The organism is Paenibacillus beijingensis, assembly GCF_000961095.1.
In the GTDB taxonomy this organism is placed as follows: domain Bacteria; phylum Bacillota; class Bacilli; order Paenibacillales; family Paenibacillaceae; genus Paenibacillus_O; species Paenibacillus_O beijingensis.
The window spans coordinates 3550807-3575091 of sequence record NZ_CP011058.1 but is presented as its reverse complement, the minus strand read 5'-3'; the positions used below and the strand labels follow the sequence as shown (position 1 = coordinate 3575091).

At 54.3% G+C, this 24285-nt stretch carries 19 protein-coding genes; 5 read left to right on the top strand and 14 right to left on the bottom strand.

Annotated features, from left to right (window positions below; all coding sequences use genetic code 11):
- Positions 1-4: 4 nt before the first annotated feature.
- A complete protein-coding gene (locus VN24_RS16195) occupies positions 5-973 on the bottom strand; it encodes a metal ABC transporter solute-binding protein, Zn/Mn family (RefSeq protein WP_045671238.1) in 969 nt (322 codons plus the stop codon).
- A 230-nt stretch (positions 974-1203) separates the two neighbouring features.
- The gene (locus VN24_RS16190; protein ID WP_082083798.1) at positions 1204-2445 is read right to left on the bottom strand and encodes an MFS transporter; all 1242 of its coding nucleotides are present in this window, start codon (positions 2443-2445) and stop codon (positions 1204-1206) included.
- Positions 2446-2699: 254 nt separating this feature from the next.
- Between VN24_RS16190 and VN24_RS16185 the strand changes: the two genes are divergently transcribed.
- The 3 genes from VN24_RS16185 (at position 2700) to VN24_RS26415 (ending at position 6261) form a co-directional block, all read left to right on the top strand.
- Positions 2700-3602 (top strand): LysR family transcriptional regulator, encoded by a 903-nt coding sequence (locus VN24_RS16185; protein ID WP_045671236.1) that lies wholly within the window; start codon positions 2700-2702, stop codon positions 3600-3602.
- 508 nt (positions 3603-4110) lie between these two features.
- Positions 4111-4920: a histidinol-phosphatase gene (locus VN24_RS16180; protein WP_045671235.1), complete on the top strand. Its 810-nt coding sequence runs from the start codon at positions 4111-4113 to the stop codon at positions 4918-4920.
- A 213-nt stretch (positions 4921-5133) separates the two neighbouring features.
- Positions 5134-6261 carry an EamA family transporter gene (locus VN24_RS26415; protein WP_052702996.1) on the top strand — a complete coding sequence of 376 codons (1128 nt, stop codon included), beginning with the start codon at positions 5134-5136 and terminating at the stop codon, positions 6259-6261.
- 19 nt (positions 6262-6280) lie between these two features.
- Here VN24_RS26415 and VN24_RS16170 read toward each other — a convergent pair whose 3' ends face one another.
- Positions 6281-7102 (bottom strand): DUF695 domain-containing protein, encoded by an 822-nt coding sequence (locus VN24_RS16170; protein WP_045671234.1) that lies wholly within the window; start codon positions 7100-7102, stop codon positions 6281-6283.
- Between the two features lie 276 nt (positions 7103-7378).
- Here VN24_RS16170 and VN24_RS16165 point away from each other — a divergent pair, with 276 nt between their 5' ends.
- Entirely contained in the window at positions 7379-7687 is a 309-nt protein-coding gene (locus tag VN24_RS16165) for a winged helix-turn-helix transcriptional regulator (protein ID WP_045671233.1), read from the top strand.
- A 286-nt stretch (positions 7688-7973) separates the two neighbouring features.
- A complete protein-coding gene (locus VN24_RS16160) occupies positions 7974-9026 on the top strand; it encodes an S-layer homology domain-containing protein (RefSeq protein ID WP_045671232.1) in 1053 nt (350 codons plus the stop codon).
- A 54-nt stretch (positions 9027-9080) separates the two neighbouring features.
- Here VN24_RS16160 and VN24_RS16155 read toward each other — a convergent pair whose 3' ends face one another.
- The 11 genes from VN24_RS16155 to VN24_RS16105 all read right to left on the bottom strand — a co-directional run bounded on the left by VN24_RS16155 (position 9081) and on the right by VN24_RS16105 (position 24139).
- Entirely contained in the window at positions 9081-10451 is a 1371-nt protein-coding gene (locus tag VN24_RS16155; protein ID WP_045671231.1) for an FAD-dependent oxidoreductase, read from the bottom strand.
- Positions 10452-10849: 398 nt separating this feature from the next.
- Positions 10850-13156, bottom strand: coding sequence for a DUF4962 domain-containing protein (locus VN24_RS16150; RefSeq protein WP_045671230.1), 2307 nt, complete (start codon positions 13154-13156; stop codon positions 10850-10852).
- 5 nt (positions 13157-13161) lie between these two features.
- On the bottom strand, positions 13162-15279 hold the full coding sequence (locus VN24_RS16145) for a heparinase II/III domain-containing protein (RefSeq protein ID WP_045671229.1): 2118 nt from the start codon (positions 15277-15279) through the stop codon (positions 13162-13164).
- On the bottom strand, positions 15276-16043 hold the full coding sequence (locus VN24_RS16140; protein WP_045671228.1) for an SDR family NAD(P)-dependent oxidoreductase: 768 nt from the start codon (positions 16041-16043) through the stop codon (positions 15276-15278). The genes VN24_RS16145 and VN24_RS16140 overlap by 4 nt, the downstream gene beginning before the upstream one ends.
- 20 nt (positions 16044-16063) lie before the next feature.
- Complete coding sequence (locus VN24_RS16135; RefSeq protein WP_420798576.1) at positions 16064-17878, bottom strand: cache domain-containing sensor histidine kinase; 1815 nt, start codon at positions 17876-17878, stop codon at positions 16064-16066.
- Positions 17878-18924, bottom strand: coding sequence for a response regulator transcription factor (locus VN24_RS16130; protein WP_045671226.1), 1047 nt, complete (start codon positions 18922-18924; stop codon positions 17878-17880). The genes VN24_RS16135 and VN24_RS16130 overlap by 1 nt, the downstream gene beginning before the upstream one ends.
- Before the next feature lie 125 nt (positions 18925-19049).
- A complete protein-coding gene (locus tag VN24_RS16125) occupies positions 19050-20636 on the bottom strand; it encodes an extracellular solute-binding protein (RefSeq protein ID WP_045671225.1) in 1587 nt (528 codons plus the stop codon).
- Positions 20637-20765: 129 nt separating this feature from the next.
- Positions 20766-21650, bottom strand: coding sequence for a carbohydrate ABC transporter permease (locus tag VN24_RS16120; protein WP_045671224.1), 885 nt, complete (start codon positions 21648-21650; stop codon positions 20766-20768).
- A 4-nt stretch (positions 21651-21654) separates the two neighbouring features.
- A complete protein-coding gene (locus tag VN24_RS16115; RefSeq protein ID WP_045671223.1) occupies positions 21655-22614 on the bottom strand; it encodes an ABC transporter permease in 960 nt (319 codons plus the stop codon).
- 8 nt (positions 22615-22622) lie between these two features.
- Positions 22623-22805: a tautomerase family protein gene (locus VN24_RS16110; RefSeq protein WP_045671222.1), complete on the bottom strand. Its 183-nt coding sequence runs from the start codon at positions 22803-22805 to the stop codon at positions 22623-22625.
- Positions 22806-22906: 101 nt separating this feature from the next.
- Positions 22907-24139, bottom strand: a complete 1233-nt coding sequence (locus tag VN24_RS16105) for an MDR family MFS transporter (protein ID WP_045671221.1) — start codon at positions 24137-24139, stop codon at positions 22907-22909.
- Between the last annotated feature and the right edge of the window lie 146 nt (positions 24140-24285).

Below are 24285 nucleotides of genomic sequence, written 5' to 3'. Positions count from 1 at the left end.
TCGTTTATTTTAATGCACCCGCAATCGTATCGACATTATATCGGACCATCCCGATATAAGTTCCTTCCTCGGTTCCTTCCTCGCCCATCGCATCCGAATACAGCTGACCGCCGATTACAATTTCATGCCCCATCTCCCGCGCGCCCTCAATGACGGCATCGATCGCCTTGCGCGGCACGCTGGATTCGATAAATACCGCTTTAATTTTGTTTGCGACAAGGTAGTCGCGCAGCTCGGTCACATCTTTGGAACCCGCCTCCGAAGCGGTGCTGATCCCTTGAAGCCCCATCACTTTAATTCCGTAGGCATCGCCGAAGTAACCGAAAGCGTCATGAGCCGTAACGAGCACCCGCTGCGATTCGGGGATCGAAGCGATCGTCTTCCGCACATAATCGTCCAGCTCCCGAAGCTGCTGTAAATAGGCATCGGCATTCGCATTGTAAGCCTCGGCATGTTCCGGGTCGAGCTTCGACAGTTCGCCTGCCACCACCTCCGTCGCCGACATCCAATGCTTCACGTTAAACCAGATGTGGGGATCGTGCTGCGTGCCGGCCGCAGGATCGCCTGCGCGCAGTTCATTTTCCTTAATATCCCGGGAAACGGCCACCGTCGGTTTATCCCGGGCCATCTTCTCCAATATCTCCTGCATTTTCCCTTCCAGGTGCAAACCGTTATAAAAAATAATGTCCGCCCGGTCCAGCTTGCCGATATCGCCTTCGGACGCTTTGTACAAGTGGGGATCGACCCCCGCTTTCATAATTCCGACCGTCTCCACGTATTCGCCGCCGACTTCACGCACAATATCGGCAATCATTCCGGTTGTTGCTACTGCGCTTACTTTCGCTCCGTTTGCGGCGCCGCCCTCACCGGCCGTATTGCTTCCGCAGGCGCTGACCGCTGCGGCGAGCAGCAATAATGCCGCAGCAATCGGCAAACGGGTCAACAAATTTCGAATTCCGGACTTTTTACGCATCCCTCGATCCTTCCTTCCGCCGAATGTTTTGTCCAGGACAAAAAAATTGAGTTTTATTAATTATTTTGCCCCTTGTTTATATTTTAGATTATACGCATGTTTTTTGCCCGAGCGCAACATTTAATTGCGGCAAGCTGTCCGCCATGAACGGGCCGGAGATTTTCCGGCGGGGGTAACGAAACAAATCGAAGCGCCGGAAGGGGTAAACGTCCCGCCGGCGCTGTCGAATGCTATGAGGTTGTTCCGGCAGCTTCGCGGCTTCCCTTGGCGAAATCGACCGTAGCCAGAATAATGATGCCGATCACGAAGAAAGCGATCAATGACAGGATCGACCAGCGGCTGGAACCGGTAATCGTCCCTACGACCGAGAAGACGAGCGGCCCGAGTATGGAAGAAAACTTGCTCGACAACGCGAGAAATCCGAAGAACTCCGCCGTACGGGCAGGCGGCAGAAGACCGGCGTACAGCGAGCGCGCCACCGCCTGGCTTCCACCCTGCACCAATCCAACGAGAAACGCAAGCGCATAAAAGTGAAGCGCCGTTGTCATCAGGAAGCCCAGTATGACGATGATGACATACAGCGTCAAGGAAAACTGCAGCATTCTGCGCGCCCCGAAGCGCACCGCGAGCCGGCCGAATAGCAGCGTGCTCGGGAACCCGATAAACTGCGTAATCAGCAGCGCCAATATGAGGTCCGTCTGACCGATTCCGATGCCGCTGCCGTATATCGTCGCCATCACGATGACGGTGCTGATTCCGTCGTTAAAAAACCAGAATGCGGCCATATACTTCAGCAGTTCCGGATAAGCCTTCAAACTGCGAACGGTCCGCACAAGCCTGGCCAAACCTTCGCGAACGGCGACGGTCCGAGTGCGGCTAACATGCGGCACCGGCTGCTCCTTCACCCACCGCAAAATCGGCAGCGAAAACAGGAGCCACCAAACTCCAACCGTCACGAATGCCGCCTGCGTGGCGGACGTTTTGTCCTGAAAACCGAGAAAGGACCATCCTTCAATCATCGCGATGTTAATTGCAAGCAGCAGGCCGCCTCCGATGTATCCCATCGCATAGCCTTGAGCGCTGACGAGATGACGTCTCTCCTCCGGTACGCCGTCGGCAAGCAGCGCGTCGTAGAACGTTCCGCCCGTCGTAAACCCGATTGTCCCGAGCACGACCAAGACGGAGGCAAGCAGCCAATCGCCATTGCCGACAAGCGCCATCAGCGCGCTGGCCGCAGCGCCAAGAACGGTGAAAAAACCTAAAAATTTCAGCTTGGATCCGGAAGCGTCGGCAATCGCTCCCGCCAGCGGCGACATAACCGCCACCAGCAGCATTGCGATGCTCTGCGTGAACCCCCAATAGTTTTCGGCCGTGTTTCCCGCAAGCCCGCTGCCCGCCACCGTTTTATAATAGATCGGCATGACGGCCGCCATCATCGTCGTGGCAAAAGCCGAATTTGCAAAGTCGTACATGACCCAGCCGCGAATCCCTTTTGCATCCAGTAGTCAACGCCCCCCTTAACTCGCCGCCGTTATTCAGAGCGAAGCGAATCATTTGCCGATAGCCCGCTTCTTTAAATGACGGCTTTTATTTCAACTTTTTCGACGCGCGGTCGCTCAATCCTTTTCAAGAATTTGTTAATGCGTTCGCTTTACCGGAAGGTTGTTTTTCTTTATACTCATTTATACGGTTGATAAATTTCTTCTATCAACGAAGGAGGGGTTCCATGAATATCAGCCAGCTTGAAACGCTTCAGACGATCTCCAAAACGATGAGCTTCCGCAAAGCGGGCGAGCTGCTAAATTTGACCCAGCCTGCCGTCTCGGCACAGATCAAGAGCCTTGAAGATGAATTCAAAACGGTTCTTGTCGACCGCAACCAGCCCGTTACGCTGACGGACCGAGGGCAAGTGTTCCTGGAGCATGCGGAACGCATTCTCGGCATCGTGGAAGAATTAAAACAAAAGCTTTCCGACTTGAACGAGATCCCTCAAGGGCATATTATATTGGGAACGACAAGTTCCATCGCGATACAGATTTTACCGCGGGTGCTGTCCTACTTTCAGAATCAGTTCCCGCTGATCAAAACGACGATTCATTCCATGCCCTCATCCCTCGTGATGACAAGCGTGGAAAACGGTACCGTCGATCTGGGCATTACGTATTTGTCGGAACGCAATCCGAATTTGGAATCTTCGGTGCTCTACTACGACACCTTTGAGCTCGTCGTCCCTCCGGGACACCCGCTTATCGGCCATGAGCGCCCGACGGTTGAGCTGCTAAGGGATTTGCCCCTAATTATGCTGTCACCGGATACGCTCGGCAGGCGGTTTCTGGAAAGCGTATGCCGCAGCAACGGCATCGAGCCCAATATCGTCATGGAGCTGTCCAGCAGCGAAGAGGTGAAGCGGATGGTCGAGCTCAATCTCGGCGCGGCGGTCGTGTCCAAGCTATCCATTTTTAATGAACTAAGGCTCGGCACGCTGCATATGATCAAAATTACAGAGCTGGAAACGAGCCATCCGGTCGGCATCGTCTACAAATCCGGCCGCTACCTCAACTCGGCCATGCAGCAGTTCTTGAGCGATCTCAAAGGGATGCCCGAGACTCAGTTTATCGGCAGCGAGTAAGGGGCGGCACGTAAGCGAAGTCACACAAGCGGAAGGTAATCGAGCGGGCGAGTCAGCTGCAAGCAAGACGAGCTCCGCTCCCCTTCCTTCTTTTCACAAGTAAAGCGAATGAAAAGTTGCCGTCTTACGGCCGACAAAGTGGTGATAGCGAGCGGAGCGGCTGACTTGTGACTAAGCATACGCTTTGTCACCGGATTTTTATCGCTTATAGAAGTTAAATCAAAGAAACGGACAGGGATAGCGGAAAGAGCAGAATCGTTCTGGAGAAACGGAGTGGTCGCCTTTGCAGCCGAATTCTTACCCCATTGGGATTGAGAAAATCAAAGAATTTGGCTGCAACAGCGATCGGAAGAATGATCTGCTATTGAAGCGAACTGCTCAAGTGCAAAAGTTTAACTCAACTTATATAGCGTTAATAAAATTCCGGGGACAACAGCGATCGGGAGATCAAGTCAGCCGCGCAGCGACCCCTATCACCAAATTCTTTCAACCTCGGAGGTACAAAAACATGAAATTCGATTTACATACCCACCATTTTCGCTGCGGCCATGCCGATGGAACCATTGAAGATTATATTCAGGCAGCGATTAAAGCGGGCCTGCAGGTCATCGGCATTGCCGACCATTCCCCTTATTTCGGCAGCCCGGAGGATCACCCCCAACCCGGCATCGCGATGGCGCGCAGCGCTTTTGCCGGCTATGTGGAGGAAGTGCTGCGGCTGAAACAAAAATATGCGGGCAAGATCGAGGTTTTGCTCGGCATGGAGTCGGATTTTTTCCCCGAGCACATCGACGCTTATCGTCAAGCCTATGAGAACGTTCCGTTCGACTATATTATCGGATCGGTTCATCTTTCGGGCGGAAAAAGCATCTTTAACCGGAACCGCTGGAAGGGGCTCTCCGATACGGAGAAGGTTGAGCAAAAAACGATCTACTACGATCTCATCCGCCAGTCGGCGGAAAGCGGCATGTTCCAAGTGCTGGGACACATCGATGCGATGAAGGGTTATTTTCCCGAATTCTCGGACATCCCCGCCGCGGAGCAAATCGACGGCACGCTGAAAATTATTGCGGAAAGCAACGTTGCGATTGAAATCAATACATCGGGCAAAACGAAAACGGTCGGCGGCTGGTACCCATCCGACGCCATTCTCGAACGCGCCCTATTCTACGGCGTCAAAGTGTCGTTCGGATCGGATTCGCATGTGCCGCACCGCGTAGGTGACGACTGGGAGGAAGTCCGCGCCAGACTGAAGGAAATCGGCTTCAAAGACTGGGTCTTTTACCGCCGCAAGGAGCCTGTCGTCGTGCCGCTGTAGCGCACGATGCGGGATAAAAAAAGTGGACCTCCCGCAAAAAGGAGGTCCCAAGGGATATATTAAAAGGGGGTCTTGGCTATATCTTAACCCCTGAATGTAAAGGGAGCATCACAGGATTATTACCGTTGTGTAACAAATGACAGATGATTCAGGCTAAAGCTTCATGAATATTTAACGGAGCAGAATGATGAATAAGGGAAGGAGCTGCTCCGGATGTGGCTGTTCATCACCGCGGCCAGCGCCCTCATCTTCGGCTTTGGGGGCTGGTTCATGAAAGTGTCCCAAATGCGCGGCAGTTCCGTGGACGCCATGCTGCTGGGACTTTATTGCAGCGGCTCGCTCGGCTTCGTCATTCAAACCGTTGCGGACGGATCGCTGCCTCTGGCGGCCGATTGGCGTTACTGGGTCGCCGGACTTATTATCGGAGCCGGATCGTTGTGGGGCAACGCCGCCTTTATGCAGGCGCTTCGCTATGGCCCCGCCAGTCTCACTTCCCCGGTAACAAACTTGAACATCGTGCTTATTATCGCGGTTTCCACCGTATTTTACGGCGAGACGATCAGCCCGGCCGAAGGGACGGGAATATTGCTGCTGCTGGCGGCAGTCGTACTGATTTCGGTCCGGCGCAAAGAGAAGCTGACCATTAAGGAGAAAAAGTGGTTTTTATACGCGGGCGCGGCTGTGATTCTGTTCACATTCCGCAACGGCGGCCTCAAAGTCACCCAGGAGCTCGATATGCCCGGGGCTCCGGTGCTGATGATCGGCTACGTCCTCTCCTTCTTCTGGTTTGCGGTTGCCGTTTGGCGGGAAAACGGAAACAAGCTTTGGCCGCAGGACAAGCCGGCTCAATCGGCACGGCCTGAAGCGGCGGAACGCACGTCAGGAGCTGCGGCCAATCCGGTATTAGGCGCGGCGGCTCAGGAGGAAGCTGCGGCACAAACCGCAGCAGCCCGATCGGAATCAGAGCTCCGGCCAGTTGGGGACGCGCAAGCGGTATCGGAAACCCGCTTCACTCGGGACGAACAAGCTGTACCGGCTGCCCGCTTCACTCGGGACGCGCAAGCAGTACCTGCTACCCGGCTCACTCTGGATGCGCCAGCGGACCGGTTCCGTACCGGGCTGTTACTGGGGCTGCTCGTGGGGCTGTTTTCCTACGGCGGTCTGCAGATTTATTCTGTCGCCTTGGAGATGGGAAAAGCCAATCTGACGGCCCCTATCTTCGCGACAAACAGCCTCGTCGTCGCAGCCGGTTCCATCATCGTCTACCGGGAGCGCCTGACGAGGCTGCAGTGGGCCGCCTTTTTTTGCCTGCTTGCCGGCATTGTCGTCATTAAGCTGTAGCGCGTTATTCACCATGCTGCTAGCATGAATCTTTCGTTTTGAAAGTAGCTGCTATTGTATCGAACCATCGTTTCAAGCTGCTTTTGAAGCGGTACTGGAACTTCATTTTCATCACCGAACCCCAGCCGTCGTATTTGCCGCCGTTTCCATTCAGCAGCTGGTACAGTTCGTCCACCCTTCCGTTGACGGTTTCAAGCCTCACATCTTCAAAACGGCTTATAACGAGCGGATAGGGAAAACCGGGCTCCGGTTCGCCGCTCTTGCCGTCTTCGATCCGGTAGCCCATTCCTTCCAACCGGCCGCGCATCCGTTTGCGCTCTTCCGAGCCTTTAAAGAGCAGCCAATGATATACATTGCGCGGCTGCTTAATATCGTCCCCCCGGTGAAGCAGAGCGTAAACCATCTGCGCATTATGAATAAAAAGCTCCTCCAGCGCACTCGGCAGCAAATACCGGTAAAAGCTCCAATCGGAATCTTCCTTTCGGTATTGCTGCATACGGTACAGGCGGTGCTTATTAAGCAGCGCGTCCAGCCCTTCCAATGTATGATCGGATGAAATATAGTAATAATATTCAAGACGTCTCGGCGTATTGATCCGTCCTACATAAACCGCTTTCGCACCTGCGGTAATGATCTGCTCCAGCTCGTTCTCGATCTGTTCCAGTTGACGGATGACCGTTTGTTTGGACGATTTATAATCCTTGATGGGGTACAAGTTAATCGTCACCGACAGCAAATCGCCGAACTTGGGCGCTCCTTCTTGTTTCCAGGCACTGTTCACGAGAATCCGCATATGCTCGGTATCGGTACGGCGCTCAAAAAAACCCCAATCGTCAGTCATGTTGCACCTCACTATCTTCCGTGAGAAAAATTGGCCTTGTCTGCACAACCATTCAAATCGGCTGTTCTTTCATTGTTCCATTATATCCAACCTTTTTCAAGACACGGAAGTGTTTTTTTGAGAAGTCAGATCGTTTTTTGCTTGCAACCGAAAGCCAGTCTCACCCTGAGACGAGTGAGTGCCGCTGAAAGTTGCGATTTCGGCGACATTTCGTTATCACTTACATTTTTTCAGTACGTATGTTAAAATAGAGTTAATAAAAGCGGGGTGACTGTGATGGATTACTCCAAAATGTGCCCAAAATATGAAGCTGCCATTGAACTGCTTGGCAAGAAGTGGACGGGCTTGATTATCCGGGTATTGCTTGGCGGACCGAAACGTTTCAAAGAGATTAAAGAACAAATTCCGGAAATGAGCGATAAAATGCTGACCGACCGGATGAAGGAACTGGAAATCAGCGAAATTGTAAAACGGACCGTTTATCCCGAAATGCCGGTTCGTATCGAATATGAACTGACGGACAAGGGGCGGCATCTCCAGCCGGTTATCGAGTCCATTCAAGACTGGGGCGAACATTGGATGTAAGAAGGAAGAAAGCTGCCGTGCGGCAGCTTTCTTTTATTTTGCAACGGCGTGGTGCGCGTCTGTGGGCGGGGCGATGGTGGATCCCCCCTCTTCCCCGATCCGGCGCGCGGTTGCTTAACAAGATCAAAGAAAGCTGCCGTGCGCGACAGCTTTCTTTGAGAAGGAGTGAGGGAAAGGAAGATATAATAAATATTTCCAAATCGCACAAATAATGCTGCTAGTACCATTGGAAATGTTCTGCTATGCTGAATTCTGTGAAATTCAGCATAGGAGGCAGATCTTGGTCATGCAAAAGGCACTTCGGATTACGCTATTCATTGTTTTATCGATTTTTCTCGTTCAACCTCTTGGCACAGCTTCTGCCGAGACCGCTTCAATCGCTCCACTGGATAAATATTATCCTGTCGACATTGATGATCATTGGGCTTACGATGCACTCGACAACTTCATCAATGCCGACTTGGTAAGCGGCTATGTTGACAGTGAACGAAATGTGACCATCAAGCCGAACAATTCGATCAGCCGTGCCGAGTTTGTGGCGATTCTTGTAAACGCCGCGGGACTAACGAGCGACAAGCCTGCCAAATCGTACACGGATGTCAAAAAAGGAAAATGGTATTACGAGCCGATCCGGATCGCGAGCTCTCTTGGCATCGTCGGCGGAATCAGCAGCACGGAATTCGGACCCGACCGTCCCATTACGCGCGGCGATATCGCGGTGATGGTCGTGAAAGCTTTTTCGGCGACAGTCGATTTCAAAGGTACGGCCAAAACATTTTCAGACGTTCCGGATTACTACGGAAAAGCGGCAATCGATAAAGCGAGTCAGGCCGGAATCGTTGGCGGCGTAACGGAAACGATGTTTAAACCGTTCAATAAGGCAACACGCGCCCAATCGGTTGTCATGCTCCAGCGGGCACTGGATCTGCAGCAAAAAGATCTTGCAAATGACAACGATTTGATCGCAATTGCGGTAAGCGCCGATTCGGAACAGCTCAAGCTCATGCAGGAAAACAAATTTGACGAGCTTTCCGCCAGCTTCCGCAAGTTTTTCACCGGATACTATTTGGCTTACAGCCACAGTGCGCTTCAATCGCTGACCGATATGGTACAAAGCGGAGCCGCGATTCAATTCGAGTCGGTTCAGGAACCGAGCTATAAAGTGGTTCAAAAGTCGCAGCGCTTCGCCACGCTGGAGTCAACCGGCGGAGAAATGAAAATTACGGTGACGAAAGGCTCGGAAAAGCACGAGGAAACCGTAAAATCGGATGGTATCTATATGATGAAAAAAATGGCCGACAATTCTTGGAAACTATACGCACAATTTGATTTCGAATAATGGCTAACATGACGGACGGCTTTGGAAATCCAAGGCCGTCCGTTTTGCGTCATGTTACTGCGCCAATACTTTGCCGTCCCGCTCCTTCCGCTCCTGTTCCATCGCCTGCAAGCCGGCCTGATTCAGCAGGTTCCAGGGCTTGTTGTAATGCGGCTGGAAGAAAAAGTCCACGAATGCCAGCTGCCGGGTCGTCATCCGGTTCTGAATGCAAACCGAGAGGGTGTTGATCGACTGCGTCATATCCGCTCTCGAAAGCACCTGCGCTCCTACGATCCGACCGCCTTCTTCCTCATAGACAAGCTTCAGCATGACGTTTTCGTAATGGGGCATAAATTCGGGCTTATCATGATCAATGATTGTGATTGTTTTCACATTCATTCCCGCAGCAAGAGCGCCTTGTTCCGTAAGTCCCGTCGATGCAATGTTAAGATCGTAGATTTTGATGCCCGACGTGCCTTGAGTCCCTCGGTACGGTATAGCCGGCTGCACAAGGTTATGAGCGGCAAGCGTGCCCATGCGCACGGCGTTCGTCGCGAGTGGGATATAAAGCGGCTGCTCCGTCGGGTTGTACCGGATCGCACAGCTGTCGCCTGCCGCAAGCACATCCGGGTTGCTCGTTCTCATATACTCGTCAACGAGGATCGCACCGTTTGGCAGCATGTCGATCTGTCCCTTGAGCAGCTCCGTATTCGGACGGAATCCGATGCAAAGGACGACCATATCGGTCTCATACTCGCCGGCCGTCGTCACGACGCACTGCACTTTCCCGCCTTCGCCTTTGAATGCTTGCACGCTTTGACCGAGCGCGAGACGGATTTCTTTGTCCGCGAGCAGTTTCTCGATCGGATCGGTGAAGGCCCGGTCCAAATATTTAAACAAGATCCGATCCGTGTTATCGATCAGTATGACCTTTTTGCCGAGCATTTGGAACGCTTCCGCCAGCTCGATGCCGATATATCCGGCTCCGACCACGGTAACCGTTTCGGCATGCTTTGCTTTTTCGATGATCGCCTGGGCGTGGTTATAGTTTTTGCAAAGCTGAATATTTTCCAGACCGATGCCTTCCATTTGCGGAATGATCGGCCACGATCCCGTCGTGATCACGAGCTTGTCGTATGCGTCGCGAAACCGTTCGCCTGTAGCCAAGTTGCGGATCTCCATCGTTTTGGCCGCTGTATCAACCGCGAGCACTTCATGCCGCATGTGCGTTTGAATGCCAAGCTGCGCGAGCTGATCGGGGTTGCTGTAGAACAGCTGCTCCGCATGCTCGACGACGCCGCCGACGTGAAGCGCAATGCCGCACGACAGAAACGAAATGTTGTCGTTCTTTTCATACACGGTAATGTCGGCTTCGGGATACAAGCGGGCCATGTTCGTTACGGCTGCGGTACCTGCATGGGTACAACCGATGACTGCGATTTTCATTGAAAATTCCTCCTCAAATTAATATCGTGAAAAAATTCACAAATGAAGCTGAAGAATCGAATGCGAATATTTGCTTATCCGCCTCGTCTGTATACAGCATCTGTATTTTAATGACTTGAACTAACAGATCCGAAAGAAAATGTTTGTGATTTAATTCACATTATCTTTCTGTAATTAGCATACAACATTCGATCCGACACTGCAAGGGGCGAATGTGATTTTTTTCACGTACGTAACAGCCGGATCGTTTCAGTCAAATAGCCTCGATGATAATTCTAACGGACCCCTATGCCCTTGTAGGCAAGCTGAAAGCCAACATGCGGACTGTAACCGTAAATTGAGCCTCCCGGGTCCGTTCGAACTCTAAAACTGACAACTCGGACTCTTCTGCCCTCTCCTCAATACGCCTTCTGCACTTCCACCTTCTGTGTAATTCCCTGCTCGTTGGTGAAATAAATGTGCACGCCGTGGTCCTGGTCATCCAAGAAGTAAGAGACGTATTTGCGCTCGCCCTTCTTCATCGGCACAAGCAGACTGACCAGGCGATGGCTCGCCGCCGGCTTCGTCGCCGCGTGCAGGTGCCACTGGCTGGCCAATCCTTCGGTCTCGGCCGGATCGACATCCGTGAACCGGTCATGCTGCGACAAGGCCAAATCGCCGGAGGAGTTGTAGACAAACCGTCCTTCCAGCTCGGCCTTCACGCCGTTCACGCGGAACGATTGTCCCTTCAGTGTCATCTGATACAGCGTGTGGAACAGCCATTCGACCGTGCCCGGCTGCGCAAGATCCACGTAATCAACGATAACCGCATAAGTCCGATTGAAAAAATAAATCTCCCGTATATAGCGGCTCAGGTAAGGGACGTTTTTCTTGTAAGCCGCTTTGGCGTTCAATCGTGCGTAGCCGAAACCAGGTCGGTAATAGGCCTCCTCCACGACGCCGCAAGCTTCCTTGCAGAGCACTTTATCCTTGCCCGCATATTGGCCTTGACCATCGACGAGGATCGTATTGGTCGAACGCGTCTGCCGCCGCCAGTTCATATGCATCGTGCTGCCGAAGGCAACGTAATACCCGCTCTCGATCGCCAGCGGCTCGCCGTAAGCGTGCAGCAGAAAGCCGTTCTGGTCGCCGTGGCTGTGGCTGATCGAGCCGTATTTGCTGCTCTTGGCCAGCACCATAATATGCTCCCCCGGGTCATCCATTCGGTGATGCATCGCGACCCATCCGATGTCGCGGAACCATTTGACCGGCTGGATCGCGTTATCGACAGGTTCGACCGCCTGGATTTCGGGATAATCATGTTTGTAGAGCATATCGTCGAACCGGAAATCCCACCAGCCATAATTGTAAAATTTCTCATCGGCGTCCGTGTCCGACATCTTCACCCGCTCGTAGTACCATTGATAGAGCCCGTTGCCCGTCAAGCCGGCAAACTGGCGGATATTGAAGCCGGTTTTGAGACTGGCCGGCTCGCCGAGGAACGACTGGTCGCCGAAGCTCGCGCGGATCGTGTCCGGACTGCAGCAGTAGAGCGGAAAGTCGCCGGCCTTCGCGAAGAACGGCCGTTTGAAATAATCAAGCGACGTATAATTGCGCAGCAGATTGAGCGCGTCGATCACGTAAGCCATGCCGCTCGTCCAATAGAGCGGACCTTCCGCCCAACCGCCGTCCTCGCCGCCCCAAGGCGAATAAAGACATGCGTAATATTCCACTGTATAGTCGAGCCATTCCTTTGCTTTCGGCTCATCGTGCAACAGCGCGATCGAAGCCGGCACGAGCACCGAAGAGAGCGAGCGGACGGCATGGCTGTCGTACGGCACCTGATGAATTTTGGATCGCTCAATGACATGGAACGCCACCTGCTCGGTCCTCCGCAGCAGATTGGCGCGCACGTCGGCCCGCTCCTGTCTTGACAGATGTTCGTACAGCCAGTCATAGCCCCAGGCTATCGCTCCCGCTATCCGGAAGGCAGCTTCATCGTTATAGTCGCGCGAGGTCGTGCCCTCCGTATCCCAGGAGATAACATGAAGCAGCCACGTCTTGGCGCGATCGATCAGCGTTTTGTCCTCCAGAATAATGCCCGCCACGCTTAAATGACGGATGGCGTAAAGTGTCTCCTGGCAATCGATATACATCTGGCGCCACAGCTTGGCAACCCGTTTATTGCCGGGATAACGGGCGGGTTCAGCGGTTGGCGTCCTTTCGATCCATGGACGCACCGATTGCTCGCAAAAGACATCCCAGCCGCAAAAGGCAGGATCGGCCTTGAGCCGCTCACGAAAGGCGGCGACGCCCTCCGGCGACAGCCATAAGCGGGGATGGCCGGCCTTCGCGTCCGCAAATCTGGTCTCACGCGCTGGCAGCGGCGTCTCGGGCAAGCCTTCCGGTACGTTGAAGCTGCGTACCCGGCTCCATTCGGTTTGCGCCGCTTCGCCCGCTTCCTCCAGCAACGCATACCGCCAATAATAACGGCCTGGCGCCAGGGGGTGATCCGGCGTGTACAGGTTGTGCGGGATCGGGCTTATCGTTTCGGTCCGGCCGGAAGCGAAATCGGCCGAATCGGAAATTTGCAGCACATAACGGTCGTCACCCAGCTGCGCTGGCATCCATGTAAAGCGCGGCGGATTTTCCAGTATTACCGTCTGCTCGTTCGGTTCATAAGGCACGGACAGCAGACCGCTTATCGGTTCAAAAAGCTTCTTCAAGATGGCTACCTCTCCTTCAAACCGGAATCGGTTAAAGCAAAGCGGCAGACAAGCTTACCGTCCTTGCGGCTTACTTCCAGCGATTTATTAGTCCCGGCATCATCGCTATTGCTACCGGCCCATGATAATGAGAAAGGCTCATCGCTGCAGCGATAGGCGGCAACGAAATGCAGCATTGTTCCGCTTTGTTCGTGCATGATGCCATGCATCGGCCGCGTCGGATCGTCCGCCGTACCCGGTGACGCCACATGGTAGAGAGCAGAGCCTTCCGCCGTCAGCAGCGAAACAGACAGGCAATCTCCGGCCGCTTGGCGGAACTTCAGCTGCACCGCCTCGCCGGCCCGCTGCCTCTCCCATTGCCCAAGCCATTCAATATAGGAATAACCGTCGCCGCCTGCAGGCGGGTTCGCGCATGCCGCCCATCCCCCATTGCCATCGTTGCTGCTGTAAGCGTTATTTCCAGAAGTTCCACTGTTTCCGTCACTGACGCCATTGCTGCCCTTTCCGCTGCCAGGCAGCAGCTCGCCAAGCGAGTGGAACCACCACTGCACCGCCCTTGGCTCCGCAGCGTCAAGCTCGACCGTAAACCAGTCCAGCACGAACTCGCCGGCTGCGAACAAATGACGATCCAGCTTGCAGCCTTTATAGGCCTGCTCCGAGCTGAACCAGCCGTAGGCGTGCATCTCCGTCGCTTCGAAACGAAGGCAGCGGCCTTCGGCCTCACGCTGCGACCTGCCGCCGACGGTTACCGTATTATGGCATGCCGTTGCCGGATACCACATCTTCTTCAGCGGCGAGCCGTACGGCACCGTGCCACGGTCGGGCGCAAGTGGTGAACGGGGACCGTTGACAATCAGATTCAGCTTGTCGTAATGGCCGTGCGAGCCGCCGTGCGGCCCGAAATCGACGATGCAGCTCAGCCCGTTCGCCGTCTGCCTCAGCACCGCGAAGCCGCTGTCCTCCAGCAGCAAGCTGCCGCTGCCATCGTTCGGCCGGGACAGGTCCCATTCCCCGGACCCGAATACGACCGCTTCCAGGCCGAAGCGCCGCGGCGAGCCGTACAGCTGACGGTACGCCTGCGCAAGCAGCGGCACATAGTCGGTTCTTCCATATTTCGCCAGACCGATCTCCGCAATTTCCGCAATCTCCCTGGCGAACGGCTCCCTTGCATACGGGCCGTCGTGCAGTGCGGCCAAATAACCGCTGCGGTCCGCAAGCGGCAGCAGCGCATCCAGCATGCCCTGCAGCGTCTGCCCCCGGTCGCCGGCCGCCGAATAGAGATCGATGCCGAACCGCTGCGCCATCTCCGCCGCGATGAAATACGCCCGCAGCACGAACAGATGATAATACGTGCTGCCCTCGAATTCGAAGTTGTCCGGCCTGACGGCGATCGACAGATGATGACGAAAGCCGCCTACACGCTCGATATGGGCCTGCAGCTCTTCCTTCTGTCCACGAACCGCATAGATGCAGCAGAGCGCAGCGTTCAGCCAGGCCGTGTAATTGTTCTCGGGATTGCCGCGCTCGAATGTCAATATCCGGTGATATTCCTTCATGCTGCTCTCCAGCATGAACAGAAAACGGTCGAACGATTGGGCCTGCCCTTTCTGAAGCTTATTCCCTTCGTCCGCGAGCAGCAGGTGCGCCCGCAGCAGCGTTGACGCCCAGATCGCTTCTGTCAGCGCCTGGTGAAACGCCCTGCCCTTCAACATCCATGGCTGTGCATCCGGGTGTACGGGGTAGTTCGGGAACCGCTCGGCATACCGCACAATGATCGACGTACCCAGATCCGCATAAGCCGTCTCCCTTGTTGCCGCGTAGACAGCAGCTGCCTGAAGCGCATAACGGGCCATCGCCTGATGCTTGAAGACGAGCCAGGCTGCGCGGTACGGCTCCCCGGTCAACCGGCAACCGTAAGGACACGCGTACTCGCCGCAATCCGGCGCGAGCGGATCGAACAGCAGCTCCGTATGATGCTGCGGACAGACGTATTGATGCCACCAACCGCCAGGTTCGGACGGAATGTCCGGCCGAAGCGTGATAACTTGATCCAGCTCCCGCTTCAGCTCCTGTACCGACTCCACGTACCAACCGCTGCGCCATTTCTTCCCGTCCGTCCTCATCGCATGAACATGCCTCCGTTAACCTCGATCGTCTCGCCCGTCAAATACGCGCTGAGATCGGAAACGAGGAACAAGATGACGCCCGCCACATCCTCCGGCGTGCCGGCGCGGCCGAGCGGGATGCCCGCGATCGTCGCCTTCTGCGCCGCCTCCGGCGTAAAGGTCGAATGGAACGCCGTCTGTCCGATGAAGCCCGGTGATACTGCATTCACACGAATGCCGCAGGAAGCAAGCTCTTTCGCCAGCCCTTTCGTATACGTCAGGATTGCCGCTTTGCTCGCCGCGTAGATGGAAGCGCCGGGTCCGCCGCCGTTATGCGCCGCGAGGGAGGTCAGGTTGACGATTTGCCCCGCTCCTTTCGCTTTCATGCCCGGAATGACCGCCTTGCTGACGAACACCGTGCTCTTCATATTTACGTCCATCACTTTGTTGTACAGCTCTTCGGTCATCTCCTCATTCGGAAGACGCTGCACCAAATGGCCGGCATTGTTGACCAAAATATCGATGCTGCCGCCAAGCTCTTCCTCGGCCGAGCGGACAAGCCTCTGGGCCTCCTCCACCTTCGTGACGTCCGCCTGCAGCGCCGCCGCCTTGCCGCCGTTTTGCGCGATTTCGGCGGCAACCTGCTTGGCCGTTCCCCTGCTGTTCAAATAGTTGACCGCCACCGCGGCGCCGTTTGCGGCCAGCGCAAGCGCCGCGGCGCGGCCGATGCCGCCGCTTGCTCCTGTTACCAATGCGATTTTCCCCGTCAGATCAATGTTCATGTTCATTTCTCCTCTCCAAATTATAGCGGCATCGTCATCATAATTTTTGTGCCGAAATCCCGCGTGCTCTCGATTCGAATGCCGAACTCGTCCCCGTAAACCATTTGAATTCTCCGATGAACATTGATGAGGCCAATCCCGCCTCGCTTGTACGGTTCCGTCTCCTCAGCAGTGTCCGCCAGCCGATTGCGGCGCAGCCGCTCCTGCAGCTGCCTCAGCTTTTCCGCTTCAATGCCGACTCCGTTATCCTCGACAGTGATCTGCAAATAACCGTCTTCTTTTCGCGCGTCGATGCAGACGAAATGATGCGGCTCGATGCCATCTGCAAACGCGTGCTGAAAAATATTTTCAACTATTGGCTGCAGTGTCAGCCGCACCGTTTTCTCGAGCAGCAGCTTGGGCGGGACGATCACGTCGATTTCGAACTCCCTGCCGATCCGGTGCTTCAGAATCATCATGTAATTTCGGACATGGTTCAGCTCATTGGCGATCGTGATTTCCTCCAGGTTCGTCTGAATCGAGTAACGCAGCATGTACGCCATCGCTGCGACCATCTCGGAGATGTCGTCGGAATCCTGCACGATGGCATAACAGTTTATCGTTTCCAGCGTGTTATACAGAAAATGCGGGTTAATCTGCAATTGGAGCGCTTGAAATTCTGCACGCTGACGTTCCAGCTGAATGTTCTGCAGCTCCAGCTGCGTCTTGTACTCGCGCAGCTCCGCGCGATAGACCCGCTCGATCATCTCGGACAGGCGGCTCACCATCACGTTGTAGCTGTGTATAAGGCCGCCGATCTCGTCCTCCCTCGCTTCGCCGCTGATCGAGCTCCAATTGCCCTTCTCCGTCTCCCTCATGCTCTCCCTTAAATGGCGGAGGGGACGCACGATCGAGCGTCCGAAACGGACCGCCAGAAACAGCGCGACTACCAGCGTAACGATGCCGACCGCGATCGTCGTGGAGCGAATGCTGGAAATCGGTGCGCGCAGCTCCTTGACCGGAAGCGATACGACGAGACTCCACCCGGAGTAGCCGGACTTGCGGGAGACAAACATCATCGGCTCGCCCCTGACGTTCCGGATGAACCGTTCGTTCCCTTCCTGTACTCGCTGCGAAATATCGGTCTGCAGCACATCCCCCAACCTGTCAGTTTCAGGTGCGTAGACGACGTTCCCGTTGTCGTTCAGAATGAAGAAAAATCCCTGCTCGCCCAGATCAACTGTGCTCCATAAGCTGGTCAGAGGCTGATCCTTGATCTCGATCGCCAGAATGCCTTTCACCGCGTAAGAATTGTAACCGCGAATTTTGCGTGCGATCGTAATGACATGGCCTTGGTCCTTTTCCAGCAGACTCGTATTCATTATCGCGATTTCGCCCTGCTCCGGCGTCTTTTCGATCAACTCCCGCAGCCGGTCGGACGGATCGACCGTGTTGGCCGAAAAATTTTGATTGTCGTCGAAAATCGAGCGTCCGTGGTAGCCCAAAATATAAATCATATTGATCTGCGTCGGATAGGTGATAAATATTTTTTGCAAGACGTTCTTGCGCACTTCGTTTTGAAACCGATAATATTCGTAGCTGTCTTCCGGATCCATGTCAAGAAATCTCTTTACAATCTGCTGGGACAATATGGAGTTCGACAGCCGCTCGAATGTCTTCAGATGGTTGTCGGTCTGCAGCAAGGCGTTGTTGATGACCTGTGTAACGTACTTCTCCACCTGCTCGTCGATCGCGCGCGACGACTCAAGATAAGAAAAGAAACCGACGGTGGACAACGAGAACAGAATGACGACGAAAAAGTAAATGAAAACCGTACGGGACAAGCTGCGCTTCATCAATCGATCCCCAGCTTCTCTCGATATTCGGACGGGGTGCAGCCGGTCATGCGCTTGAACGTTTTCGTAAAATGCGGATGGTCGGCGTATCCGACTTCAAACGAAATATCCGTAATTTTATAATGCGGAACCGCCAGCAGCTTCTTCGCTTTCTCCATCCGCCGTTTAATCCGGTAATGGACGAATGTCTCGTCCGTCATCTGCTTGAACAGCTGGCTGAAATAAGACGGATTCAGTCCGACCATATCGGCGACCTCATCAAGCGACAGCTCTCTGGACAGATTGCGCTCGATGTAATCCTTCGCCTCTTCGATCGGCTCCTTCAGATTGCCTTTGCGCTTGCCTTTGATCCAGTTGACGAGCCCTTGCAGCGACTGCCCGAACCACGCGTAGATCTCCGCCTGCTCCTTCAATCCGGCCGCCAGCGGCAGCGGATCCTGAGCTTCGACTTTATAAACGTCGCGCTTGTTCAGCTTCTTGAGCAGATTGGCATAAACATCCGTCAGCAGCTGGCGCGTCTGCACCCCGTCCAGGCACTGCGTGCGGCAGTAGCTTTCCATTTCCGCTATCGTTTCGCCGATCGTCTTCTGCTCCAGATGCCAGACCGCCTGCTCCAGCAGGTCCAGCCACTGCTCCAGCTTCGCGATCGAGAAATAAGCGGGCTGGTACCGCTCGTTCGCTTCGGCGATCAGCTTTTTCACCGTTTCTCTCACCCCGTCGCGGGTGACGGGCTTAAGCAGATATTGCTTGACCCCGCAGGACATGCACTGCCGCGCATATTCAAATTCGCCGTATCCGGAAATGACGACGATCGGCAAATCCTTGTACAACTCCCTGGCTTGCCGGCACAGCTCCAATCCGTCCATACGCGGCATCTTAATATCTGTGATCAGGAAATCGGGCCGGCACCGGCGCATGAGCTCCATCGCTTCCTCGCCGTTCGCCGCGGTCTCGGCTGCGGAGATTGATCCGTCCGCCGCTTGCAGCAGCTTGACCAAACCTGTGCGAATCATCGGCTCGTCATCGACAACAAGAATGCGGAACATGACAATCCCTCCTCAACGATTCATGGATGTGCCGGCCAAAGAAGGCTGTAGTGCCGGGATGCTCCCTTCCCGGGCAAAAAACGCAGGGAGGGGAGTAACGTATCCGTAGTCGATCCGGCGGCAAGTTATTCGAAAGCGTTTTCTTTTGCTTGGAAACGGGCAGTCGCTTCCTCGATTACTTCCCGTCCGCCTTTGGACAAATACTCCTCCAGCACCTTCTCGTAATCGTCGACCGGTTCTCTGCCATACACCATTCGCAGCACGTGCTCAAGAATGAGCGGCGGCAGTTCGTCGGATTTCGGATTCAAGTCCGGATATCTGATCAACGCGTCAAGCCTCGGGTCGAACTCGATGCCGCGCCGTCCTTCCTTGGACAGCATGTTGTCGAACGCATCAATCATCTGCAGGCCCGTCTCGGAGAGCGAGGAAACCCGTTTGTTATACGTCGTGTCCTGGACCATCCATAGCCAGTAGTTGAGGTAGCGCAGCTTGTCGGTTCCCTCGGTATCGGTCGGAATCTCCAGAACCGGCCTGCCGTTCTCCACTTTGTAATCCTCTCCTTCGATTCCGAAGCTGAAGAACAGCTCCGCCTGCTCACTGACCATCCAATTGAAAAACTTCACGATGTCGGCCGCTTTATCCTTCGCGTTGGCATTGATGAAGAACGACCGGGTAACCGGATTGTAATGGGCATATCCGCCGCTTCCGTCCGGTCCGATCGGAGACGGGATCAGCGCGACCTTGGCCGTCGGCACGTTATTCATCAGCTGCGCGCCCCAGATCGGCAGCTCGTTGGCGTTCATCGACCACATGCCGGCTTTTCCGCTCGTAATGATATTGCGGAAATCGGTGCTTTCGATCGTGGCGAATTCCCGGCTGATCAAGCCCTCGTCATGCATCGTCTTATACAGTCCGATCGCTTTCTTCATGTTTTCGGCGTCGAAGAAGCTCGGCTTCACCTGGCCGTCAGGGAACAGCTTGAACTGATTGTTATAACCGAAGACGTCGTAAGCGCCGAAGATCGTGTCCGCATATTTGAAATTTTTGCGTCCGGCAAACGGATGCTCGACGCCTATTTCCTTAAAGGCGCGCAGCACGTCGATCATCTCTTCGACGGTCTTCGGGACCGGCTTGCCTGCTTTCTCAAGCAGGTCGGTGCGTATCCAGGTGGCACGGCGGGAAGGATTGGACAGCACCTCGGGAATACCGTAAATGGTGCCGGTTTTCGAATCGGTCAACCGGTCCCAGGCATCCTTCGGAATGAATTTCAGCAGGTCTTGGCCGTATTCCTGCAGCAAATCGTTGAGCGGCAGCAGCACGCCGTTCTGCACCGCACCGGCAAGCTCTGGTCCGCTTATGCCCCCGCTGCCCTGCACGACGTCGGGAATATCGTTGGTAGCGAACATCTGAATCATCTTTTCCTGATATTCGTTATGGGGGATCAACCGAATGTCTAGATCCGTATTCGTCATTTTTTCCAGTTCAAGCACATATTTGTCCTTGTTAATATCCGGGCTTTTCTCGACATAAGCGACGTTAAGTGTACGCATTGCGATCGAGAACTTCGTGGGCTCTTTCTGCGGCTCTTCGGCAGCAGGCGTATCTCCGGGCGTTTTGTTCGACGCGTTCGTTCCGCCATTGTTGCTTGTGCAGCCGGCAAGCGTGGCGATGACAAGTAAAGTAATCATCGAGCGGGTGAACAACCTTTTCATGGATTAACCCCTCTTTCGAATGTATCGTTTTCAAAAGATAGCGCTTTCAAAAATTCGTCTTCATCTCATTTCAAAAGGTTATCGGCCCAGAATCCAGTGAATGAGGGTGCGTTTGCCGATTCGTTCGGGCTACGACTTTATCGAGCCGATCAGCATGCCTTTGATGAAAAAGCGCTGCAGAAACGGATATATCATGATGATCGGAACCGTAGCCACCAAAATGACGGCCATCTGCACGCCTTGCACCGACTGGGAGGTCACTTCGAAGGCGAGGTTGCCGGTGTCGGTCAGATCGTCGGTAATCAGAAGCTCGCGCAGCTTTACCTGCAGCGGATACAACTGCCTGTCATTAATATAATACAGCGCGTCCATATACTTGTTCCAGTTCGTCACCGAATAAAATATGCCGATCGTGGCGAGCGCCGGCTTCGACAGCGGCAATACGATGTTCCACAGGATGCGCGGCTCTCCGCAGCCGTCGATGCGGGCGGAATCGATAATTTCGCTGGGCAGCTGCATGAAGAACGAGCGCAGCACGAACAGGTTGAATGCGCTGATTGCAGTCGGGATCATCAGTGCCCAAAGCGTGTTGACGAGGCCGAGCTCGCGCATCAGGATGAACTGCGGAATGAGCGGCGCGCTGAAAATCATCGTGAGCATGATGAAAATAAGAAGCGTGCGCCTGCCGACGTATTCCGGTCTCGACAGCGGATAAGCAAGCGATGCGGTGGCGGCCAGATTGATGAGCGTGCCCAGCACCGTAATATAGACGGAGATACCGAACGCTCTCCATATCGCTATATCTTGGAACACGTACTGGTAATATTGAGTTGTCCATTCGATCGGCCAGAACATCACCTCCCCGCGTTCGATCGCGCCCGGGCTGCTTAGCGACTGGGCGATTACGTTCATAAACGGCAGGAACATGATTAAAGACAGCAGCGTTAAGAAAGCGTAGTTGGAAATAAGAAACGCCCTGCGGCTAATACTACCATATATTTCCACTTTTGTCATCCCCTTAATAGAGTGATTCCCCGGTCGCTTTCTTGCTCAGCGTATTCGCAATGACGAGCAGAAACAGACCGACTACCGATTTGAACAGCCCGATTGCCGTGGCATAGCTGTACTGCATCTGTCTTAAACCCGCCTTGTAAATATAAGTGTCGAGAATTTCACTGTTGCGCAGATTAAGAGGATTTTGGAAGACGAAGACGCGCTCGAAGCCGTAATCCAGAAAATCGCCGATTTTCAAAAGGAACAGTATGGTAATAACCGGCAGCAGGGAAGGCAGTGTAATGCTAAACGTCTGCTTCCAACGCCCCGCTCCGTCAATCTCGGCCGCTTCATACAAATCCGGATGAATGCCCGCGAGCGCAGCCAGGTAAATGATCGTGCCCCAGCCTACATCGCGCCACAAGCCGGAACCGACGAGGATGCTGCGAATATACGATTCTTCTCCGAGGAAATAGATCGGATCGATGCCGATCCATCCGAGCATCACATTGACGATCCCGGACGATGGCGAAAGAATGCCAACGAAGATACCGCTTACAATTACCCATGACAAAAAATGCGGCGCGTAGATGATCGTCTGCACGATTTTTTTGTAGAGCATAAGCCGCACCTCGTTCAGCAGGAGCGCAAGAATAATCGGTGCGGTAAAGGCGAATGCGATGTCGTATATGCCCAGAAGCAGCGTGTTCTTCAGAATGTTCAGGAAGTCGTAATGCGAGAACATCCTTTGAAAATGCTCGAGCCCGACCCACGGGCTGCCGGAAATGCCCTTAAACAGATTGTAGTTCTGAAAAGCGATGACCGAGCCCGCCAGAGGAACGTACTTGAAGATCAGAAAATAAAGGATGCCGGGAATGGAGATGAAGTACAGCGCCTTGTATTTCCACATAAACCCGAGCAGCCTGTTTTTCCTGACGGTCGGAATAACGGAGCTGTAGCCTGCGGTGCTGATTTTTCCGGCCATGTGGGAACTCACCTCTTCTTCTTCAGATTGTCCGGCGCGTTCTCATCAATCTCGATTTCGTCGAAATGAATGTGGATGTGCTTCGGTTCCCGGTCGATGATTCGGGAGAGCTCCCGTGTGAATACTTCGACAATTTCATTCTTTTGCGCCTGCGTGCGTCCCTCGTACATTTTGATCGTGATTTGCGGCATCGTCCTTTCCTCCTTAAATCAGCTTTGAAATCGCTTACTTTCAATCCTATATTTTTATCGCAAACGCAACAATGGAATCGCTTTAAGCGTCTTGTGTTTTTTTAAGCCCGAATCCGCTTGCCGATTGCGAGAAGCCCGCCGAATAAAAGTGCAGCCAGCAGCAGATGCGCGGCCCACGGCAGCCATGCGAAGAACGGATGCTCGGGGTGCTGTGAAGCCAAATCATATAAGTAACCGGCCCCGCTGCTGCCGAGGAAGCCGCCGATCGCAAGCCCGATGCCGGAGAAGCCGAAATACGAGGCAAAATCGCGTTCGTCCGCAAAGTCCGATATGATCTGATTCAGTGTCGGCACGACGATCATTTGTCCAAGCATGAAGATCAGCACCGACAACAGGAGAAGCGGACCGCTTGTTGCAAAACCGAGCGAAAACAAGCCAATCCCGAGGATCAGCGTGCCGCACGCCAAAATCCGGTTGGACGGGCAACGTTCATTTAGCAGCCGGATGAGGGGCAGTTGGAACAGCACCATGAACACCGCTCCCGCCGTGTACAGATAGACTATGGAAGCAGGATCGGACAGCGCGGACTCCGCCTGCACAGGAACGGCTAGATACAACTGCGAGTTCAGCGCCCATACGCCCATTTGCAGCCCGTTAAAAAGCAGGAATGTACGGTCTCGAATTATCCTGCGCAGCACCCGCAGCAGAGCGCCGTCCACGCTCGAGCGCCTCTCCATAGCCGGCAGGAGCAGCCAGGAGAGAACTGCTGTTGCCGCGAACAGGCCTGCAGCCGTGAAGCTGACAGTCCGAAAGTTGAAACCAAGCAGGTACATGCCAACGATCGGACCGACAATAAAGCCGGTATTGCTGAGCATCTCCCTGATGGCGAAGATGCGGCTTTTGCCGGCCGGACCGGTTAATCGCACATAAGCGGCATAGCTGGCCGGATGGAACAGTGCGCCGCCCAGGCCGGAAAGGAATGCCGCCGCCGCATAGCCGGCCGGATCGGACACCGCCCCGTATAGCGCAAAGCCGGCGACCCGCGTCACGAGCCCTAGCAAGATCGCCCGCTTGTAGCCGATCCGGTCGGCAAAGACGCCGCACAGAAATTTGAAGCCCTGCTGCGTAACGCCGCTAATTGCCAGCACGCCTCCCGACAAGGCGGCGCTCCAGCCCAGTTCATTAATAAAATAATAGCCGAGTATCGGTACGAACATAAAAAAACCGACCGCTATCATAAACGTATCCGCGTACATCACGAGCAGCGCCGGCGCGAACAAGCTTTGCTCCGCGGCCTGCCGCGTGCCTTGCTTGGTTTGCAGGTCATTATGCATGGATCGCTTTCACTCCTGAAAGGGGAATACTCCGCTTCGATATCCGGGTCCAAACAGAGGATTGCCGGTTGTTTATGCGCTATCTTTTTTCCATTTCATTGTACGGTGAAGCCGGAGCGCGCACCTATCGGTTTTTTTATGTTCGC

Excerpts from the sequence above, each read along its gene's own strand:
- VN24_RS16195 (WP_045671238.1), bottom strand. The coding sequence starts at position 973 with ATGCGTAAAAAGTCCGGAATTCGAAATTTGTTGACCCGTTTGCCGATT.
- VN24_RS16190 (WP_082083798.1), bottom strand. The coding sequence starts at position 2,445 with ATGTACGACTTTGCAAATTCGGCTTTTGCCACGACGATGATGGCGGCC.
- VN24_RS16185 (WP_045671236.1), top strand. The coding sequence starts at position 2,700 with ATGAATATCAGCCAGCTTGAAACGCTTCAGACGATCTCCAAAACGATG.
- VN24_RS16180 (WP_045671235.1), top strand. The coding sequence starts at position 4,111 with ATGAAATTCGATTTACATACCCACCATTTTCGCTGCGGCCATGCCGAT.
- VN24_RS26415 (WP_052702996.1), top strand. The coding sequence starts at position 5,134 with ATGTGGCTGTTCATCACCGCGGCCAGCGCCCTCATCTTCGGCTTTGGG.
- VN24_RS16170 (WP_045671234.1), bottom strand. The coding sequence starts at position 7,102 with ATGACTGACGATTGGGGTTTTTTTGAGCGCCGTACCGATACCGAGCAT.
- VN24_RS16165 (WP_045671233.1), top strand. The coding sequence starts at position 7,379 with ATGGATTACTCCAAAATGTGCCCAAAATATGAAGCTGCCATTGAACTG.
- VN24_RS16160 (WP_045671232.1), top strand. The coding sequence starts at position 7,974 with ATGCAAAAGGCACTTCGGATTACGCTATTCATTGTTTTATCGATTTTT.
- VN24_RS16155 (WP_045671231.1), bottom strand. The coding sequence starts at position 10,451 with ATGAAAATCGCAGTCATCGGTTGTACCCATGCAGGTACCGCAGCCGTA.
- VN24_RS16145 (WP_045671229.1), bottom strand. The coding sequence starts at position 15,279 with ATGAGGACGGACGGGAAGAAATGGCGCAGCGGTTGGTACGTGGAGTCG.
- VN24_RS16140 (WP_045671228.1), bottom strand. The coding sequence starts at position 16,043 with ATGAACATTGATCTGACGGGGAAAATCGCATTGGTAACAGGAGCAAGC.
- VN24_RS16135 (WP_420798576.1), bottom strand. The coding sequence starts at position 17,878 with ATGAAGCGCAGCTTGTCCCGTACGGTTTTCATTTACTTTTTCGTCGTC.
- VN24_RS16130 (WP_045671226.1), bottom strand. The coding sequence starts at position 18,924 with ATGTTCCGCATTCTTGTTGTCGATGACGAGCCGATGATTCGCACAGGT.
- VN24_RS16125 (WP_045671225.1), bottom strand. The coding sequence starts at position 20,636 with ATGAAAAGGTTGTTCACCCGCTCGATGATTACTTTACTTGTCATCGCC.
- VN24_RS16120 (WP_045671224.1), bottom strand. The coding sequence starts at position 21,650 with ATGACAAAAGTGGAAATATATGGTAGTATTAGCCGCAGGGCGTTTCTT.
- VN24_RS16115 (WP_045671223.1), bottom strand. The coding sequence starts at position 22,614 with ATGGCCGGAAAAATCAGCACCGCAGGCTACAGCTCCGTTATTCCGACC.
- VN24_RS16110 (WP_045671222.1), bottom strand. The coding sequence starts at position 22,805 with ATGCCGCAAATCACGATCAAAATGTACGAGGGACGCACGCAGGCGCAA.
- VN24_RS16105 (WP_045671221.1), bottom strand. The coding sequence starts at position 24,139 with ATGCATAATGACCTGCAAACCAAGCAAGGCACGCGGCAGGCCGCGGAG.